This window comes from uncultured Paraglaciecola sp. (assembly GCF_913020055.1).
Lineage (GTDB): Bacteria > Pseudomonadota > Gammaproteobacteria > Enterobacterales > Alteromonadaceae > Paraglaciecola.
The window spans coordinates 1-17,745 of sequence record NZ_CAJWCF010000101.1; the positions used below are offsets into that span (position 1 = coordinate 1).

Annotated in this window: 20 protein-coding genes; 7 read left to right on the forward strand and 13 right to left on the reverse strand. The window is 39.9% G+C overall.

Annotated elements, in window-relative coordinates; genetic code table 11:
* Nucleotides 1-415: GAF domain-containing protein (locus tag QZ488_RS17730; protein WP_293751296.1), on the forward strand; the 415-nt coding region annotated here is incomplete at its 5' end.
* Between the two features lie 67 nt (nt 416-482).
* On the opposite strand, the gene QZ488_RS17735 is transcribed toward QZ488_RS17730, so the two are convergent.
* On the reverse strand, nt 483-923 hold the full coding sequence (locus tag QZ488_RS17735) for a hypothetical protein (RefSeq protein ID WP_293751298.1): 441 nt from the start codon (nt 921-923) through the stop codon (nt 483-485).
* Between the two features lie 375 nt (nt 924-1,298).
* On the opposite strand from QZ488_RS17735, the gene miaE reads away from it, so the two are divergent.
* Nucleotides 1,299-2,057 (forward strand): tRNA isopentenyl-2-thiomethyl-A-37 hydroxylase MiaE, encoded by a 759-nt coding sequence (gene miaE, locus QZ488_RS17740; protein ID WP_293751335.1) that lies wholly within the window; start codon nt 1,299-1,301, stop codon nt 2,055-2,057.
* 21 nt (nt 2,058-2,078) lie between these two features.
* On the opposite strand, the gene QZ488_RS17745 is transcribed toward miaE, so the two are convergent.
* Entirely contained in the window at nt 2,079-3,125 is a 1,047-nt protein-coding gene (locus QZ488_RS17745; protein WP_293751300.1) for a LysM peptidoglycan-binding domain-containing protein, read from the reverse strand.
* Nucleotides 3,126-3,380: 255 nt separating this feature from the next.
* Between QZ488_RS17745 and QZ488_RS17750 the strand changes: the two genes are divergently transcribed.
* Nucleotides 3,381-4,001, forward strand: coding sequence for a FlgO family outer membrane protein (locus tag QZ488_RS17750; protein ID WP_293751301.1), 621 nt, complete (start codon nt 3,381-3,383; stop codon nt 3,999-4,001).
* Nucleotides 4,002-4,182: 181 nt separating this feature from the next.
* Here the strand turns inward: QZ488_RS17750 and QZ488_RS17755 are convergent, their stop codons facing one another.
* The 5 genes from QZ488_RS17755 to QZ488_RS17775 form a co-directional block, all read right to left on the reverse strand.
* Complete coding sequence (locus tag QZ488_RS17755) at nt 4,183-5,247, reverse strand: hypothetical protein (RefSeq protein ID WP_293751303.1); 1,065 nt, start codon at nt 5,245-5,247, stop codon at nt 4,183-4,185.
* A complete protein-coding gene (locus QZ488_RS17760) occupies nt 5,234-5,740 on the reverse strand; it encodes a hypothetical protein (protein ID WP_293751305.1) in 507 nt (168 codons plus the stop codon). Before QZ488_RS17760 ends, QZ488_RS17755 begins: the two co-directional genes overlap by 14 nt.
* Before the next feature lie 15 nt (nt 5,741-5,755).
* Nucleotides 5,756-6,793, reverse strand: a complete 1,038-nt coding sequence (locus QZ488_RS17765; RefSeq protein WP_293751307.1) for an SPOR domain-containing protein — start codon at nt 6,791-6,793, stop codon at nt 5,756-5,758.
* 64 nt (nt 6,794-6,857) lie between these two features.
* Nucleotides 6,858-7,673 carry a FlgO family outer membrane protein gene (locus QZ488_RS17770; RefSeq protein WP_293751309.1) on the reverse strand — a complete coding sequence of 272 codons (816 nt, stop codon included), beginning with the start codon at nt 7,671-7,673 and terminating at the stop codon, nt 6,858-6,860.
* 9 nt (nt 7,674-7,682) lie between these two features.
* The gene (locus tag QZ488_RS17775; RefSeq protein WP_293751311.1) at nt 7,683-8,285 is read right to left on the reverse strand and encodes a FlgO family outer membrane protein; all 603 of its coding nucleotides are present in this window, start codon (nt 8,283-8,285) and stop codon (nt 7,683-7,685) included.
* Between the two features lie 234 nt (nt 8,286-8,519).
* Between QZ488_RS17775 and QZ488_RS17780 the strand changes: the two genes are divergently transcribed.
* Together QZ488_RS17780 and QZ488_RS17785 are read left to right on the forward strand one after the other, a co-directional pair.
* Nucleotides 8,520-9,143: a DoxX family protein gene (locus tag QZ488_RS17780; RefSeq protein WP_293751314.1), complete on the forward strand. Its 624-nt coding sequence runs from the start codon at nt 8,520-8,522 to the stop codon at nt 9,141-9,143.
* Nucleotides 9,144-9,208: 65 nt separating this feature from the next.
* Nucleotides 9,209-9,760, forward strand: a complete 552-nt coding sequence (locus QZ488_RS17785; RefSeq protein ID WP_293751316.1) for an NAD(P)H nitroreductase — start codon at nt 9,209-9,211, stop codon at nt 9,758-9,760.
* Nucleotides 9,761-9,866: 106 nt separating this feature from the next.
* Here QZ488_RS17785 and QZ488_RS17790 read toward each other — a convergent pair whose 3' ends face one another.
* The 3 genes from QZ488_RS17790 to QZ488_RS17800 all read right to left on the reverse strand — a co-directional run bounded on the left by QZ488_RS17790 (nt 9,867) and on the right by QZ488_RS17800 (nt 12,647).
* Nucleotides 9,867-11,201, reverse strand: coding sequence for a DEAD/DEAH box helicase (locus tag QZ488_RS17790; protein WP_293751318.1), 1,335 nt, complete (start codon nt 11,199-11,201; stop codon nt 9,867-9,869).
* A gap of 66 nt (nt 11,202-11,267) precedes the next feature.
* Nucleotides 11,268-11,924, reverse strand: a complete 657-nt coding sequence (locus tag QZ488_RS17795; protein ID WP_293751320.1) for a 3-oxoacid CoA-transferase subunit B — start codon at nt 11,922-11,924, stop codon at nt 11,268-11,270.
* A gap of 9 nt (nt 11,925-11,933) precedes the next feature.
* A complete protein-coding gene (locus QZ488_RS17800) occupies nt 11,934-12,647 on the reverse strand; it encodes a CoA transferase subunit A (RefSeq protein WP_293751322.1) in 714 nt (237 codons plus the stop codon).
* A gap of 172 nt (nt 12,648-12,819) precedes the next feature.
* Between QZ488_RS17800 and QZ488_RS17805 the strand changes: the two genes are divergently transcribed.
* The gene (locus tag QZ488_RS17805; RefSeq protein WP_293751324.1) at nt 12,820-13,719 is read left to right on the forward strand and encodes a LysR family transcriptional regulator; all 900 of its coding nucleotides are present in this window, start codon (nt 12,820-12,822) and stop codon (nt 13,717-13,719) included.
* Nucleotides 13,720-13,745: 26 nt separating this feature from the next.
* Here the strand turns inward: QZ488_RS17805 and QZ488_RS17810 are convergent, their stop codons facing one another.
* Both QZ488_RS17810 and QZ488_RS17815 read right to left on the reverse strand, forming a co-directional pair.
* Nucleotides 13,746-14,513: a hypothetical protein gene (locus tag QZ488_RS17810; protein WP_293751326.1), complete on the reverse strand. Its 768-nt coding sequence runs from the start codon at nt 14,511-14,513 to the stop codon at nt 13,746-13,748.
* Nucleotides 14,514-14,599: 86 nt separating this feature from the next.
* On the reverse strand, nt 14,600-15,292 hold the full coding sequence (locus tag QZ488_RS17815; protein ID WP_293751328.1) for an ATP-binding protein: 693 nt from the start codon (nt 15,290-15,292) through the stop codon (nt 14,600-14,602).
* 240 nt (nt 15,293-15,532) lie between these two features.
* Here QZ488_RS17815 and cysB point away from each other — a divergent pair, with 240 nt between their 5' ends.
* Nucleotides 15,533-16,507 (forward strand): HTH-type transcriptional regulator CysB, encoded by a 975-nt coding sequence (cysB, locus tag QZ488_RS17820; RefSeq protein ID WP_293751330.1) that lies wholly within the window; start codon nt 15,533-15,535, stop codon nt 16,505-16,507.
* A 117-nt stretch (nt 16,508-16,624) separates the two neighbouring features.
* On the opposite strand, the gene QZ488_RS17825 is transcribed toward cysB, so the two are convergent.
* A partial coding sequence (locus QZ488_RS17825) for an L-serine ammonia-lyase (RefSeq protein ID WP_293751332.1) occupies nt 16,625-17,745 on the reverse strand: 1,121 nt, incomplete at its 5' end.

A 17,745-nucleotide genomic window follows, 5' to 3' on the forward strand; every position in this document is an offset into this window, starting at 1 on the left:
AGATTTAGCAAAAGATGACGAGATATTTGATATTGGAACAAAGACTTTGGAGCACTATTCAAAAATTGTTTCAAGCGTTAGTTATGACCGTATTAATAATACTTATGGTGGAAACGACGAGCTCAAGCGTGAGGACTTTTCTTCTTACTTTGAAGCGATCCTTTGTAATGATGTGATAAATGCAAGCGATGCCAGAAATGATCCCGTAACCGCATGTTTTAAAGATCTCTACTTTAAACCTAATAATATTTATTCGTTACTCGACTTTATTCTGCACAACGATTTTAAACCTGTTGGGGTTATATGCTGTGAAAGTGTCGGAAAAATTTGTCAATGGACTGAAGATGATGTGAAATCATTACGGCGAATTGCTAACGCTAGTTCACTGTATTTTAATTTAGACACTAAGTCCTGAATCTAGCTAAATTTGTTTTGTCTAAACAGGAAATGACTATTAGGTAATACAACGTCAGGATTACCTTTTAGTTTTGATTTTTAAAAGAGGACTCGGCTTGATTACCATTTTTTAAATCAAATCCTTGTTTACCCAGCCAGTTTAAGCCTTCAGCTAGACTTTCAACCAAAATTATCTCATTCTTTTTCAAATTATTGCCTAAGTATTTCTCTAGCGCGAATTTCTTAATTTCCACATATTCAGTGCCCAGAACAAAGGCTAAATGAGTTCGCCCATTCTTTCTTACCCAGTCTTCTAACTCGATTAGTGATGGGGTAACGTCTGTTGAGCCCAATTCCCATTGACTAAGATCCACTAAATTAGCCCAGGGGGCTCCCTTTAATGTTTGTACCATTAATTTGACTTGCTCTAAAACACTATGGGTATCGTCTTTATTGATTGTGCCAGTAACAGTGGTGACAAGGATATTGCCGTTCCAGGTGGTATCGTAAGAGCTTTGCTTTTTCATAATTCTCCAATAGTCCACAATAAATACATTTTCATTATTGGCACTATTTCGTATTCAAGACCTATTTCGGTCTCTGCTACGTAAATTTAAGTGTATGAAGAATTAATGCTTTACGTTTAATAAATCGGTTTATTTATAGAAGATTTGAAATTTAGTTGTGTTTTGCCATTAGGTCAAATTTACTTCTAACGTTGATAGCTTGACTTATTGCCTTGCAAAATAAGCGGAATATTTACGACTTTTAAATTTAGTTTTGATCGTTGGGACATTGCAGTAGGTAATCAAGATTAGCGTCAATCGTGATATCATTCTGCATCTTATTTGCACCTGTCATTGAACATAGGTGTATTTCTTAATTGTGTTTAGAAAGGTCTTATTAGTTTGGAAAAGTTGTTAGCACCCATCGCAGATTTTTTACTGTGTGAAACCCCGCAAAGCTGGATTGATGAGGCTATCAAGCCGGAAAATTTACCAACACTGCTGATTGATCACGCTAATTGTGAGCTCAAAGCAGCGCAAACCGCTATGTTGCTTTTACGTCGTTATGCGGTAGATAAACCAAGTAGTGATGCATTACTTGCATGGTTAAAGCCTTACGAAGATTTTGTTTATCGAAAAGTGGGTAATGGTGACTTCAGTAATTACATCAACCTATCAAAAAAATTGATGAGTAAGTCTGACTTTGAACATGGTGACGAATTGATCAGTAAAATGGTGTTATTGATCAAGGAAGAATTACATCATTTTCAGCAGGTGTGGGAAATTATGCAGAGCAGGGGAGTGACCTACGATAACTTAACGGCATCTCGTTACGCCAGAGGCATGATGAAAGGTGTGCGCACGCATGAGCCGGCCAAACTGAGTGATACGCTAATATGTGGTGCTTATATAGAAGCACGCTCTTGTGAACGTTTTGCTAAGTTGGCACCATATTTAGATGCTGAGCTAGAAAAATTCTATGTCTCGTTGCTGCGTAGCGAAGCCAGACACTTTCAAGACTATTTGTCTCTAGCTACTAAAATCAGCGCGACTAACATTGATGAAAGAGTGACGTTTTTTGGTGAGAAAGAAGCCCAACTTATTCAATTGCCAGATACTGAGTTTCGCTTTCATAGTGGCTTGCCTCAGCTCTAAGTTAGGCTTACCTTAAAATATCTAACGAATCGGTGTTATGCGTATGTTTGTGCCTATTGAAATATCATCTAAGACTAAGTTGGGATTCCAAGACATTAACTCTGGTGTCGTCACTCCGTAGCGTTTCGATAGTTGATATAGGGTTTCGCCTTTTTTCATGATATGAATGGATTGTTCATGGGTAGGGGAGAGTTGTTTTTCTTCAGGTAATGATTTTATTGTTGGAAAAACTACCATAGCTTCTTGCTGTTTACGCTCTAATCTCTCGCCACGTTTTTTGGTCAAAATATACTTTCGTGTGTATTCATTCCCTGGGAAGAGTGTACGCAAGTTTTCACCTAATGGAGTTGCTATGTCTGGTTGATTTAGAGCTTGATACACCTCAAAAGCCGTCCATAACATTTTTGCATCAATTTTAGTTTTTGTTACTTCATATTGGTTAATCAACGCTTGCGCGGCAGAATATTGCTTTTGTTCAACAGCCATTCGGGCAAGTGCAAGGTAAGCTTGAGGTCCTAACTGCTGCGTAACATCAAGTTGTTGCAACCAATTCTGGGCTTCATCGAAGCGTTGTTCATAGAAGAAACACAAGCCTATTTGCGTTAAAGCGCTATTTTTAAAACGAATGCCGGAAGGGCTGGCATTTTGAACATTGTTATCAGACGCAATGGCTACAAGTGATGAAGCATAACCTTGTAATGCAGGCCACTTTTTTTGATTGCAGAAGTAGTCGATAAGTGTCACTGATGTCGGTTGTTTGTCGAGCTTGTCATTAGCCAGTGCCAGCAAAAATGCTTGCTGTGCTGCCTCTGCATTGCCAGAGGCAGCTCGTAACTCAGCTAGCGTTAAAAATGTATTCGGCATCGTCTGAGAATTGCTGATGGTGTCGAAGGTCTTTTGTGCTTGTTTGACGTTACCTATTAATAAGTAGGCTTTAACATGTGAAAGTGTAATACGGGTAGTGTCAGCATCATTGATAGTTGAATGATCTTTTTTTGAATCTGTTGGGCTGGTTGAACAACCGAGGAACGCTAATATTCCACTAACAACGACTAAATATTTAAGCAACGATTTTTACCATTTCAATAAAGATGCTCTACCTTAACGACTTTAGTGTTGCTGGGTCAATTATTAGTGAACGGGTAAAGTAAGTCCGCTGGCAATAGAGTGCGGCAATTGTTTACCGTTGATAAGCGGTTATTAACCTGAATTTGTGCCGATTACTCACAACTTTAGGCAATTCGATTTCCTCCAGTTATTGGCTTGTTAATTGCTAACTTATGATGAATATCTAACATTACTGAATTCGTACAAGGATCTCACATGGCATCTGCTTTTAAATATTGGCCTTATTTTCCGCTATTGGTAGCGAGCTCAGCCTGTTCAATGTGGCCTTTCGAGCAGACAGCAAGACTATGTGCCGATCCTAATGGCGAATTTCACGAATGCCCGAGTGGCATGGCTGTAGAACAAAACAGCATTATCAGCTCAAAGACAGCAACATTAAGCCGGCATTTTGTATTGATTAACGAATACACTCAACAGATTGCTCAAGAATTGAAAACTGACTTGCCAATATATGGGCTGGATGGGGCTATTGTAGTTACTCCATTTGTGTATCGAAATTCTCCCATCGAGCAGGCAGAAGAGTTGGGACAAGACCTTGCTAATTACTTGAGCAACGACTTAAGAGATTTAGGGATTGTCACAAGCGATACAAGTTTAGTTCCACTTTTTTATAGAACGGAACAGGGTGCTATTGAGTTTTCAGCGTTACAGCAGGATGTATTTGACGACTTGGATAGTGCTTATGTGTTGGCAGGTAATCTGTTACGAACTCATCAAGGTATCATGATAAATTCAAAAATCATTGAGTTGAAAAGCGGTAAGTTAATAGCATCCAACGCTAAACTTTTACCCAATTTGTTACTCAATAATTTGTAAACTCAATTCAATACGGTCCACAATTATCTAAAAAGAACACTATGAACATTAGTTGGTTCATGGACGAAGGGTTTAACAAAAGATAATTTGTGGTTTAGTGCATGGGTAACCACATAACACTTAGTTGTCAGTTACTTACTTATGCATTAATAAACGGGTATTTTCTAGCCTCATAAACCAATTAGCGTAAATCGCATTGAGTGACTTGGTTGTCCAAATAGGTTTTTACACCTTCAAGCGGTGTATAACTTTTCTCCGAGCCTACAGCAAACCCAGTATCTGACGTGAGTGATGTTTCAATTCCATCTTGGATGATTGTTATGGTGCCTAACATATTGACAGTAAAAACCCTTCCTCGCTCTTCATTAACTTGGCCAAACTCATTCGAACCTAAGACACAAACAACATCGCCAATACTCGCACTAACAATATTGATAGACTGAATTGTGTCTGCAAACCAACTAAAGTTTTCACTGTTATCCAAAATTATCATCTCTTCATCCACAATCCAATTTATGGCTTCTTGTGCGGTAAACTCGTTATCGGCAGAGAATATGCTTGCTTCGATAGTTGATTCATATTCTTCAAATTCAAAATTTGGACCTTCGTTATCATCAAACGAGTTTTCAGGGCGACTCAATAGATGTGCAAGTTTCAGGTTGGGGTTTTGTACAAACTCTGTATACCCCTCTACAGAAAATGTCTTCAAAAGATATTGTCTTAGTGCGGGTATATCAGCAAAGCGAGTATTGGTTGATTGGATCCAATCTAAATATTGTGCATAACCTTGCGGTGTTACTGATTTTATTTCACTAATAGACTTTTTAAGCGTAAATATATCGCCATACAATTTGAATAACTCAAATTCGTACTTGTCGTAATAACGACTGAGCATCGTTGCGCTGCTCTCATCGGATGCTAGATACTCGGTTAAAAATAAGCACTGACCGTCACAGATGATTTTATTTTCAAATTCAGGTGTTCTTAAGTTTAGTTGATAAGACGTTTCTTGATTTGTTAATTGGAAGTCCTCGAGAATAAACTCGTTACCACTTAACCCTTTAACGACGTTCAGTCGAGCAACGACATAAATAGGATCATCCGCAAACGTATCGCCTGCATAGTTTGCTAAAGATTGCCATTTTTGAAAAACAAGAGCATGCTCTTGGCCTGCAATTTCCAATTTAGAACTGCAACCAATTATCAATAAAAACAACATTAAGAAAAAAAACTTAGGGCACTTCATTGAATGTTATTCCATCTACAATTGAAATTGAGAAACTAGAATTAAAACTTTGTGCAACCGAGGATACGAGTGTTCCCCCCAGAAAGATGGTAATCACGCCAGTACTGCCGCTATAGATTGTTTGATTCAGGTCGGCAATAATTGGCGTGTCGCTCTCCCCAAATACCTGATAAATTCCTGCTGGCGTGTAACTGATGCCGTCTCCGGTATTGGGCCTTCGATCCACCATGATTTGTACATTGGTAAAAGGGGTGGCAACAATTTGATATCTACCGGGATCACCGAATCTAGTATTTGGGAAAGGACACAAGCTGCCGCCACCATCGGTGATCAAGCCACTATCATAATTTAATATACAAGTACCTGCTAAGCCCAGTAACTCACCAAAGTCAATCGGCTGCACTTCATTAAAAAAGGGCCGCTCTTCTTGAGCGAAAGCAGAATTAATGAGCAAAAAGCCAACACAAAAAATGTGCATTAAACGGGTAGTCATGTTTGAATATCTCATTTAATTAAACACTCTAAAGCTACTGTATGCGTTGCCGGAACTTACCCAACCTTCTAGGCCAGAAGTTGCCAAAGCTTGCTGAGCTTCTTCTCGACTAGTATAACCCTGACTGATCAAACAGTACCAAGTTTCATTATTGGTACCTGCCGTTTTTTCGGCTTGGTAGAGTACGCCAATCGAGTCAAATACCTGAGCTTGCGTTGTTGGTATCGAGGATTGACTTGCATAAAATTGAATAACCCAAGCAGGTGAAATGTTTACATTATCACCATCACCATCACCATTTGACTCTGTAAAGCCAGAATTAGAAGTAGCAAGCGGAGCTGATACAGTAACAGCATTCAATTGAACAATATCCGTTGTTATTTGGTTTAACATTTTTTCTGGAAGCGGTTTAACCAAAAATTCATTGGCGTTTAGGCCAATTTGTTGAGCCATTTGGTTAGCTTCTTCCATGCTCGTAAATTGACCATAAAATACTTTATATACACTCTGCCAATTACCGCTTTGTAGTTCAGTAATGACGAAATCTTCTGGAGCAGAGATGCGAGTTTTAAGTTGATTAGAAAACTCTATCGCAATAGCTTGATTCAAAAATGCGCCAAGCTGCACAGTGTAAAGATCAGTGAATGTTTGTTGCGTTTTCAAAGGACTTTTTACATCGTAGTCCGCAAACGAGGGAGCATCGGCTTGCTGTCCTTGTGGGTCCGGTGGAGCATCAACCGACTGCAAAGATAGTTTCAATTCAGTTGGTACAGGCGCAGATGACGTTAAATTTTTCGGCAATACATGGTCAGCACTGAGTTGTTTGTCCGTTGGTAATGTAAAGTAGTTTTTTCGCTTAGACTCTTCGTCATCCCAAACCAATACTTCTACATTTTCTTCGTTGAGCTCTAAAGGCTCAATCCGCTCTTCAGCGAGACTATCCTGTGCGGCTTGTTGTTTAACAAACAAGGTAGGTAATTCACTAAATCCACCAATATTAGGCGTGGTAAATCTATAACCAATCACGTCCCCAGTTAACGCTTTATCATGCAAACTGTCTTTATTTGATCAAAGAGATGGTGTGTGCTGATGATTTGGAGTGCTTTGATTTACTTGATTAGGGTCTTTGATCGGACTGTTCAAGGTAAGAAAGATCCGTCGTCATAATAGTTTCATTACTATCAATCATGGCGTTGTCTGATATGAGCGCATAAGCAATGTTATTTGGAATAAAACTTTGAGCAGAGGCTACTACTGCTTTTGACTGTAAGCCTACCACTCGAGCATTCACCAAGTAGCCATCTTTATGTTTTACCAAAGTGCCACCCACTATATATCTGGCGGCCAGATCACTCGTTAACTCTTCATAGTCTTTGGTAAAAGCAAAATCACCTTGCTCGGTAATTCTAATAAACCCTGTGGTTTTAAAATCAACCACCGGAATGCCGAATTTATGTATTTCGTGGATTAAGCTCTCAGCTATTTGTTTACCTAACAAGTTTGATTGGTTGTAATCACTATCAAGCATAACAAAACTTACAACGGCTAATGGTGTGGTCGAATTGACATATTGTAGATTCGCCACTAAATCTTGCATTAGGCCTCTTGCGTAATGATTGATATTGAGTCTTGCCCCTGATATGGGGGGACTAGGTTGCTGCAAACCGTTTGAGTGTTGGGAGTCGGTTAGATAAAATTGCCCCATTTCAGTTGTATATTCAGTCGGGTGCGTCTTAGCAAATCTGTTTTGGAATTGCTGCTGAAACATAAGGCTTGATTCTAAGGGTGGTGAGGCATCTGAAGGCGATGTTATGATTGACATGTATGGGCTTTGTAAGTTTTCGTTGCTTACGTCATTGGTATTTTCGTCTTCAAATATCGCGCAGCCGCACAAGGTAGAGCTGATTAATAATCCGAATATTGATAGTTTCATTGTGCTCACCTAGTATCCGTTTCTATAAATCTGGTTATTTTTAAGTGTCACTTTCGATGCACTCCACATGGCATCATTTGGCACGTAATCTGTTGCAGCCGCGAGAACAATATTTTCCGGCACTTGTATCAGCCTGATATTGACCATTGTGTTGGTTTCTTGCAGCGTATAGGTGCCAGTTAAAAAATAGTCTGCAGCCATAGTCGGGTTCAGGTCATCTACTTGTCTGCTCAACATTTTATCGGCCTGTTCGCTGATTTTGATGTTTGGCATAGTTTTATATTCTAAGACTTTCAAACCGGCCTGTGTTGCGAAGGTCATTAAGCTTTCTTGAATTTGCAATCCTAAAGCTGTGTGTGAAGGCAATGGTTCGCCGCTAGAAATCATAGTCGGTAATATTGTGCCGACAGCTACCGTGTTATTGGTATCAATAAATTGAGAGGTACTTAACAATTGCCTAGCGAGCTTTTCTACATGTTTATGTAGAGAGTCTGATGGATGAGCATTTGAGGCTGTTACATCATCTATATCATCACTGTCACCGATTAAATCCGTCATGGCACAGCCAAAATTCAGGGTTCCAACCAGGATCATTAAGTATAAAGTTCGCATAGAGTTCATATCTTTAGTAAAAGCTTTGTTTGTTATTAGCAATGAATTTAGCAATAAAAGTGCCAAAGGCTAGGGCGAATGGTAGTTATTTTAAAAAATGGCAGGTGTTGAAACGAGATTGGCAGATTGGATTGCCAATAATATAGATTAAATTTAGGCGGTTAAATCTAAGCCCAACGAAATATTTTACCAACCCACCCCCTCTTATAGGTGAATTTATTAATTGGAATGTTTATGAGCCTGTTGAATCTGTATACCCCTTTACACAAATTACTGGATAAGAGTTTGGCATTTGAAGGGCTCGCGCCTTTGTTACTTAGACTTTATTTAGCTCCGGTTATGATCCAAGGTGGTTGGACAAAATACCAAGGATTTGATGGCATTGTGGATTGGTTCGGTAATGCTGATTATGGTTTAGGTTTGCCTTTTCCGTTCGTTCTGGCTTTTCTTGCCACTGCAGCTGAGCTAGTGGGTGGATTATTTTTGCTGATTGGTTTAGCTACACGCTGGGTAAGTATTCCGTTGATGGTGACTATGTTAGTCGCTGCGTTTTCAGTGCATTGGCCGAATGGTTGGGCTGCAATTGCTGATGCTAGCAGTTGGATGTCAGATGGCACTATTATGCTAAACGAAGCGGTACTTAATGCCCCAGATAAGTTATCTGCTGCTAAAGAGATTCTGCAAGAGCATGGTAACTATGAATGGCTTACATCAAGTGGAAAATTGGTGGTACTTAACAACGGAATTGAATTTGCGATAACTTATTTTGTTATGTTGTTTTCATTGTTTTTTAGCGGTGGTGGTAAATTCACTAGTGTTGATTATTTTTTAGCGAAAAAATTTATCGAAAAGGAATAAAAAAGAACGGCACCCAAGCGCCTTTTTTATTAGGATAGCGCCAAGTGAAATTATCGGACAATTAAATGCAGGCGCTAGATTTATTACTAAACCGCAGTTCCCAACCTCGACTACAAGCACCCGCTCCAGAAGGTGAGGTGCTAGAAAATATTAAACAAGCTGCTTTACGCGCGCCAGATCATGCCTGTCTTGCCCCTTGGAAGTTCATTGTTTGTCAAAACCAAGGATTAACACGCCTAGGTAAAGTATTTGAACAAGCTGCCATAGCTGCAAATAAAAGCGAAAAAGAAATAGATCGTGCACCGCAATTGCCGTTGCGAGCGCCAATGGTGATGGTGGCAGTAGCTAAATACACCGAACACGATAAGGTGCCTTGGGTAGAACAAGTCGCTTCAGCTTCTTGTGCCGTACATGCTATGCAGATGGCTGCCGTTGCTCAAGGTTTTGCAGGGGTTTGGCGTACGGGCAGTTTTGCTCAAGATCCAAATGTAAAACAGGCTTTTGATTTAGCGGAGCAAGATGAAATAGTCGGTTTTCTGTATCTGGGCTCTACAGCTGTTCAACCACTACCTAAACCTAAAAGAGACAGTGCAGCGTTTTTTGAAAATTGGGATTAAAACTAGTTTAGCGGGTGAAAAAAAAGCGCTTGACCAACTTTGTGGTTCACGCGCTTTTTTTGTTTTGAGTTTCGACCTTAGAGCATTAGCGTCGAAACTGGGTTAATTACTCTTCAATATCATCCTCAGGCTTCAATACTACTCTTGGCTTACGCTTCATTGGCATATCACCTGCGTCTTTACCTTGCATGGTTTTAACCCGATTAGGTGTGTTTTGAGGTTTGGCTTGTTTATTAACTTTTTTATTGGTCGATTTTTTGCCAAACGCTACTTTAGGTTTAGCTGGTTTTAAGCCTTTAAACTTGGCCGTTAAACCTTCAATCTCACTAAACTCTATGTTTTGTTGCATAAAACTTTTGATGGCTAAAAAGCTAAACCAATCTTTTGGCCCAACAAAGGATACCGCTTGGCCTTTGTTGCCAGCTCGACCTGTTCTGCCGACTCTATGCACGTATTCATCGGCTAATTTGGGTAAATCAAAATTCACCACTAAAGCTACATTGAGCAAGTCCAAACCGCGAGAAGCGATATCGGTGGTAACTAGTATATGGTGCTGACCTCGGCCAAATTCACTCATAATATTATTACGTTGACCTTGAGTGAGGTCGCCACTTAGCGCAACGGCATGTAAACCTTGCTCTTTAAGTAAAACCGTTAACCTTTCTGTATCAGTGCGGGTGGCAGTGAATACTATGATTTGACGGTATTCTTGCTGATTGATCATATGGCTTAGCAGTGATTCTTTGTGGGTCACATGATCTGCTAAGTAAAATTGTTGCTGAATATCTTTATGTTCTTCACCAGCAGAGCCAACACTGATACGTTGTGGACTTTTCAATAGGGTCTGCGTCAGTTCGTGCATTGCGGCACTGTCTAATGTCGCAGAAAACATCATTGATTGGCGTTTGCGATGATCGGCTGCTTGGTTGACCAGTCTAAGTTCCGATGCAAAACCCAAATCTAACATTCGGTCTGCTTCATCCAATATCAACAATTCAAGCCCGTTTAAAAATAACGATTTTCCTTTGAGGTGATCGGCTACGCGGCCTGCAGTACCTACAATAAATTGTGGATGATGTTTAAGGGCTTTAACTTGGTCATTAAAGTTTTCACCGCCTAATATCAAAGCGGCTTTAAGTTGCTGTTTAGCAATGAGGCCTTTGAGCTCCAAAAACACTTGTTTGGCCAGTTCTCTGGTCGGGGCCAAAATCAATACTCTGGGGTCACGACGACTCAAAGGTTGTTTGGTTAACACTCTATGTACCGCTGGTAATAAAAATGCGAGGGTTTTGCCAGAGCCAGTTTTGGATGAAGCAATGAGGTCCTTACCCATCAAACCGTAGGGTATTGCCTTGCTTTGAATTTCGGTAGGTGAATCAAGCCCTTTAGTTTCAAGGGCTTTTAATAAATTATGATGTAAAGGTAAGTCGGTAAATTGCAAAAGACATGCTCTAATAACTGATATGCCGACATTATACTAGGCTGTTCACAATTGTGTCGGTTTATTTCAAAACTTCATTTCAGCCACGTTTTTACCTACTACTAATTTTCCTGCGGTTTTCGATTGAATTTCATCAACTGACACACCCGGTGCTCGTTCAACTAGGTGAAAAGCCCCTTCTTTAACTTCAAGCACAGCTAAGTCAGTAATGATCTTATTGATACAATTAACCCCAGTTAGTGGCAGGGTACATTGTTCTAGTAACTTAGAGTTGCCGTGTTTATCGGCGTGAGTCATAGTCACAATAATATTTTGCGCACCCGCGACTAAATCCATCGCGCCGCCCATGCCTTTGATAAGTTTACCTGGGATCATCCACGATGCAATGTTGCCGTGACAATCTACTTCAAAGGCACCTAGTACGGTTAGGTCTACATGTCCGCCGCGGATCATGGCAAAACTTTCTGCTGAACTAAATATAGAAGCGCCAGTTGCTGCCGTTACAGTTTCTTTTCCTGCGTTAATCATATCTGCGTCTACTTGTTCTTCAGTAGGATAGGGGCCCATGCCAAGTAAGCCATTTTCTGATTGCAACATGACTTCGATATCATCAGCCACATAGTTGGCTGCTAGGGTAGGGATGCCAATACCTAAGTTAATATAATGACCATCACCAAATTCTTGTGCTACTCGCATAGCAATTTGTTCTCTGCTTAATGACATAATAATAACCTATTGTTTGCTGCTAGCTGATGAGATGATTTTTCGTTCTATACGTTTTTCAAAATCACCTACTATGATCCTGTCAATGTATATGCCGGGTGTATGTATTTCGCTGGGGGATAGTTCGCCAGGCTCTACTATTTCTTCTACTTCTAATACCGTGATTTTGCCAGCAGTAGCGGCCATGGGATTAAAGTTTTGCGCGGTATGGCGATAGATACAATTGCCATAACGGTCAGCCTTGTAGGCTTTTACAATGGCAAAGTCACCGGTAATCGATTCTTCAAGAATATAATCACGGCCATTAAATTTTCTAGATTCTTTACCGTCACCTACCGGTGTGCCGAAACCTGTCGCGGTATAAAATGCTGGGATACCAGCGCCGCCAGCGCGCATTTTTTCAGCTAATGTACCTTGTGGGGTGAGTTCGACTTCTAGTTCGCCATTTAATAACTGCTGCTCAAATAAAGCATTTTCACCGACATAGGATGACACCATTTTTTTGATTTGTTTTTCTTCTAACAACAGGCCTAAACCAAAACCGTCAATCCCACAATTGTTCGAGACGACCGTTAAACCTTTTGTATTCATCTTTTTAATTTGCGCAATTAACCCTTCTGGAATACCGCATAGACCAAAACCGCCCGCTATGACTGTCATATTGTCTTGTAAGCCGGCCATTGCCGCTTCGTAACTATCTACTACCTTGTTAAAACCTGCCATGATTTGCTCTCAAGTTAAGTGTCTAGGAAGTGTTATTTTTTAATCTCTTTAGAATAGACATAAAACAACATGCCATAGAGTGTAAAAGATACATTTAAATAGTAAAATCAAATTAATGTCTGTATTAATAGATTTTATTTATTAATCATCAATTCTTCGAACGAGAGTGAATATGTATAACGTATCTTTTCGGCAACTACAGATTTTTGTGTGTATTGCACAATCCGCAACTTTTGCTCAGGCTGCTGAAAAAATGTGCTTATCTCAGCCCGCCTTATCCTCAGCAATCAAAAAAATGGAATCACAGTTGGGGGGATTGCTGTTTTCCCGCACCACTCGCAAAGTCGAGTTAAGTCCAGAAGGGCGGCAGTTTTTACCTGTGGCAGAGCGTCTTATTGGTGATTGGCAAGAAGCATTTTCAGACTTGCATAATCTATTCTCGTTAGGCCGAGGAAAATTATCCATTGCAGCGATGCCTTCGTTTGCCGCTGGGTTACTACCAGGCATTTTGCAACAGTTTAAAACCGAGTTTCCTAACATTAAATTGTCGGTGGCAGATGTGGTTATGGAGTCAGTGATAAAAGATGTACAAGCGGGAAGAGCCGAGATTGGCTTTTCTTTCGAACACGAAAAAATGGATGGATTGGAGTTTCATCCTATTCTTACCGATAATTTTATTGCGGTACTGCCAATTAACCATCCCTTGAGCGAAAACAAAGTGCTGTATTGGTCACAAATTGCTTTGTACCCTTTTGTTGCTATGAATAAGGGCTCGGCTATTCGTCAGTGGATTGATTCATTCATGGAGCTTAATCATTTGTCGTTGAACATAGTCGTGGAGGCAAGCCAACTGGCCACATTGGGCCAGTTTGTCAAACATGATCTAGGAGTGTCTGTTGTGCCCGCTTTATGCAAAGAACAAATGCTGAGTAAGGACTTGGTCTGTTTGAAAATTCATCAAAGTGGCTTGAGTAAAAGAGTGGGGATCATTAAGCAAAAAAATGGCAATTTATCACAGGTGGCTGCATCATTTTGGCAATGGACAGTGAGTAATATCTCTTATCCTAGCTGATTTTGTTAACTAGAATCGCTACTAAACTACCATTTTTTCTTCTCGGCAAAGAGATCGTCGAGTTCGTTTCTCTCTGATTCTTCTTTTTTCGCCACATCTTGGCTATTGGCTTTTTTCAGTGTGTCTTCAATGTTGAGTAGTTGATCTTCTAATTGTGCCTTTCTGGCGATGATGAAGTCATCTGGATTAGGCTGGGCAGCCAGTGCGCCGATGGCTTTTTCTAAACATTGTCGAGCTGAGCCCAGTTGATTATTTTTTATCGCCACTTGGCCGCGCCGCATTAATGTGTCTACGTTAGCGCGCAACTGCAATCTTTCCAATAATTTGTCTTCAGCTAAAAATACCCTACTCTCAATACGATTTTTCTTAAACTCTGAACGCAACAACGCCCGTAGGGTTTTAATACCGCGAATAAATTGAATGACTTGTTTATCACCTTGTGGCAATTTAAAACTGTCTTCTGGGGGGGGCGGTTTACTCACGTCAATAGCCTTTAAAGCCTCTTCCGCTGATTTTACCCTTTCGTTTGACCCCGTTGAGGTATCACCCATTTGTTTGGCCATTTTTATCGCTGCCAATACTCTGCGCTGCATAATAAAAATGAGCCTTTGGGAAATGGGGATTTGTTCTGCTGCTAATAAGGCACCTTCAGTGTTATCGATGATAGCCTTTTGTTTGGATAAATCTGCTCTGCGTTCTGATTCAACTTTATTTTTGTGTTGTTGGATCGCGTTTACAATAACGCCTACTAGCACTAACGCAACAATCAACACTATTATTGTTGTAAATACCATAACTCTATAATTTTCCGACTCTTTGGGCACAACTCCCTGTGCTATTGCTAAAACTACTTTTATTTATCAATTAGGGCTTGCCGACCCTAGGGTAACGTTAAGATAAAAACGCTACCACCTAAACTTCCACCATTTTCTAGTGATATCGATCCTTTAGTTTCACCTTTAGTATGTGCTTGGGCTATTAACCGAGCAAAAAACAAACCTAACCCCGTTCGTCCTTGACTGATATCAAAGTGTTGCATGTTAATATTGTGCGCGTCTAACATGCTTTGTGGGTAACCGGGTCCATCATCTTCTACCTTAAATACTAGCTGTTTATTTTCTGTGTAAACACTGAGTAATATTTTTTTCTGGCTATAGCGCAATGCATTTATTAAAACGTCGTTTAGTAAAATACCAACTAAATCTGCATCTAGGTACCATACTAAATCGGCTGATTGGCTAACTTCTAAAATCATATTTTTATGATTCAAGTAACTTTCATTGGTTGCTAGCAGACCCTCTATTACATCCTCTAAGTCATATTCATCGATATTCAATGGCAAATTGTCTAATCCGGCGCGATACAGTGATAATAATTGTACCAACCCAGTATTCAGTCTCGCTGCCTCATAATGGGCCGACGCTAAATGTTCTCTAGTTAAAGGATCTGTCTCTGATAAGCTCTGTCCCAAATTTTCAATAGATTGCATTAGTAGGCACAAAGAATTCTTCATATCATGCACGGCAGAGCCTAATACAGTGGAAAAATCAATTGAATCATCTGTTTTAGACATAGACATTTACCAATAGGGCGATTAATAGAAGTCTCATAAAGACGGCCACACAATATGAATATTATTTTGCATCTTATCAGACCTTTTTCTGAATTTGATATTTGATTTTTAAGTCTATTTACTGATTTAGTTTGATATAACTAGAAGATTAATATTAAAAATAAATGGAATTCACCTCGTTAAAGTTATATAACCTTTTAATATATAGAGACTCCCTAGGTTAACAAGCAAGGCTAAGAAATGAAATTACAACAACTCCGTTATATTGTTGAAGTACTGAATAACAATTTAAACGTCTCGGCTACTGCTGAAAGCTTGTACACATCACAACCAGGGATCAGTAAACAAGTTCGCATGTTGGAAGATGAGTTGGGGGTTCAAATTTTTGGTCGAAGTGGCAAACATCTTACTCACGTCACTGAAGCTGGCCAAGATGTTATCAATATCTCTCGTGAAATTTTAGCTAAAGTAGAAAGTATTAAAGCGGTGTCTCGTGAGCACACCTTACCTGATCAAGGTAAGTTAAATATTGCCACTACTCATACCCAAGCAAGATATGCCTTACCAGATGTGATCAAAGGCTTTATGAACAAGTATTCAAAAGTGTCTCTGCATATGCATCAAGGCACTCCTTCGCAAATAAGTGATCTAGCCGCTAAAGGCGAAGCTGATTTTGCTATCGCCACAGAGTCTCTGCATTTGTATAACGATTTGGTGATGCTGCCTTGTTATCACTGGAATCGCAGTATCATAGTGAATCGCGAGCATCCATTAGCTAAAAAGACCACTATCAGTATTGAAGATCTTGCGACCTATAATTTAGTGACTTATGTATTTGGTTTTACTGGGCGTTCGTCTTTAGACCAAGCATTTAGTAGTGCAGGCATTGAGCCTAAAATTGTATTTACTGCAACAGATGCTGACGTTATCAAAACCTATGTACGTTTAGGTGTAGGTGTGGGTGTCATTGCCTCAATGGCAATCGATAACAAATTGGATCAAGATTTAGTCAAAATTGATGCGAGCCACTTGTTTGAATACAGCACCACTAAGATTGGCTTTAGAAAAGGCTCATTCTTACGCAGCTACATGTATGAATTTATCGAACGTTTTGCCCCACACCTTACTAAGTCAGTGGTAGAAAAAGCCATGATGTTGAAAAACAACGACGAAGTAGAAAAAATGTTTAAAGGCCTGACTTTACCGGTTAGGTAAATATCGCTTATCTATTAGTGATTCGTTAGATAGAAAAAACGGCGTCATACTTAATGAATGACGCCGTTTTTGTTTGAAATTTTTAACAAGCAATATTTTAGCTGGCGCTAAAATAACTCAACACTCAATAATATTCACCGCTAAACCACCTCTGGCAGTTTCTTTGTATTTGGACTTCATATCGTTACCTGTGTCCCACATGGTCTTAATGACTTTATCGAGTGACACTTTGTGTTGTCCAGTGCCTCTTAAAGCAAGCCTAGAGGCATTAATGGCTTTAATCGCTCCCATGGCATTACGTTCGATACAAGGAACTTGTACAAGGCCGCCTACTGGGTCGCAAGTTAACCCTAAGTTATGCTCCATACCTATTTCAGCTGCGTTTTCAACCGCGTCTACCGAACCGCCCACTATTTCAGTTAATGCACCTGCGGCCATAGAACAAGCAACGCCCACTTCACCCTGACAACCTACTTCGGCGCCAGATATGGAGGCATTCTTTTTGTATAAAATACCAATTGCCGCTGCGGTCAATAAATAACGACTTACTGTGTCTTCGTCTACTGGTTTAACAAATTTGTCGTAATAACATAACACCGCTGGAATAATACCAGCCGCACCATTTGTTGGGGCGGTGACAACAGTACCGCCAGCGGCATTTTCTTCGTTAACGGCTAATGCAAAAAGATTAACCCAATCCATTGCTATCATAGGGTCGGCATTTTTTTCGTTTTGTAAGCGATGATATAAACCAGGAGCTCGACGGGTAACCTTTAAACCACCGGGTAATATGCCTTCAGTTTGAATACCTGTTTGCACACTTTTGTACATGACTTGCCAAATATGCCAAAGCTTTTCAATAATTTGTTCTTTAGGTTGAAATACTTTTTCGTTTTTCATCATTAATGAACTGATGCGCATGCCATGTTCTTTACTCAATTCAAGTAGCTCTTTAGCGCTGGAAAAATTAAAAGGCACGGGTTGTTCTTCATGAATAAGTGCGGCTACTTTTTCTGTAGCAAAATCTTGCTCGCGAATAATAAATCCGCCACCAATTGAAAAATAGGTTTGTGAAGTAACAACTGTCTTATTATTAATCGCATGAAAAGTCATACCGTTGGCATGTTGTTTAAGGGTTTTACGTCGATGAAAAACAATGGCATTTTGGGCCAGAAAAGTAATCAGCTTTTTATTATTTAGATTGAGTTTTTGTCTAGTGGTTACCTGTTGTAATAAAG

Coding starts and splice junctions, on each gene's coding strand:
- QZ488_RS17735 (WP_293751298.1), bottom strand. CDS start 923: ATGAAAAAGCAAAGCTCTTACGATACCACCTGGAACGGCAATATCCTT.
- QZ488_RS17750 (WP_293751301.1), top strand. CDS start 3,381: ATGGCATCTGCTTTTAAATATTGGCCTTATTTTCCGCTATTGGTAGCG.
- QZ488_RS17755 (WP_293751303.1), bottom strand. CDS start 5,247: ATGAAGTGCCCTAAGTTTTTTTTCTTAATGTTGTTTTTATTGATAATT.
- QZ488_RS17760 (WP_293751305.1), bottom strand. CDS start 5,740: ATGACTACCCGTTTAATGCACATTTTTTGTGTTGGCTTTTTGCTCATT.
- QZ488_RS17770 (WP_293751309.1), bottom strand. CDS start 7,673: ATGAAACTATCAATATTCGGATTATTAATCAGCTCTACCTTGTGCGGC.
- QZ488_RS17775 (WP_293751311.1), bottom strand. CDS start 8,285: ATGCGAACTTTATACTTAATGATCCTGGTTGGAACCCTGAATTTTGGC.
- QZ488_RS17780 (WP_293751314.1), top strand. CDS start 8,520: ATGAGCCTGTTGAATCTGTATACCCCTTTACACAAATTACTGGATAAG.
- QZ488_RS17785 (WP_293751316.1), top strand. CDS start 9,209: ATGCAGGCGCTAGATTTATTACTAAACCGCAGTTCCCAACCTCGACTA.
- QZ488_RS17795 (WP_293751320.1), bottom strand. CDS start 11,924: ATGTCATTAAGCAGAGAACAAATTGCTATGCGAGTAGCACAAGAATTT.
- QZ488_RS17800 (WP_293751322.1), bottom strand. CDS start 12,647: ATGGCAGGTTTTAACAAGGTAGTAGATAGTTACGAAGCGGCAATGGCC.
- QZ488_RS17805 (WP_293751324.1), top strand. CDS start 12,820: ATGTATAACGTATCTTTTCGGCAACTACAGATTTTTGTGTGTATTGCA.
- QZ488_RS17810 (WP_293751326.1), bottom strand. CDS start 14,513: ATGGTATTTACAACAATAATAGTGTTGATTGTTGCGTTAGTGCTAGTA.
- QZ488_RS17815 (WP_293751328.1), bottom strand. CDS start 15,292: ATGTCTAAAACAGATGATTCAATTGATTTTTCCACTGTATTAGGCTCT.
- cysB (WP_293751330.1), top strand. CDS start 15,533: ATGAAATTACAACAACTCCGTTATATTGTTGAAGTACTGAATAACAAT.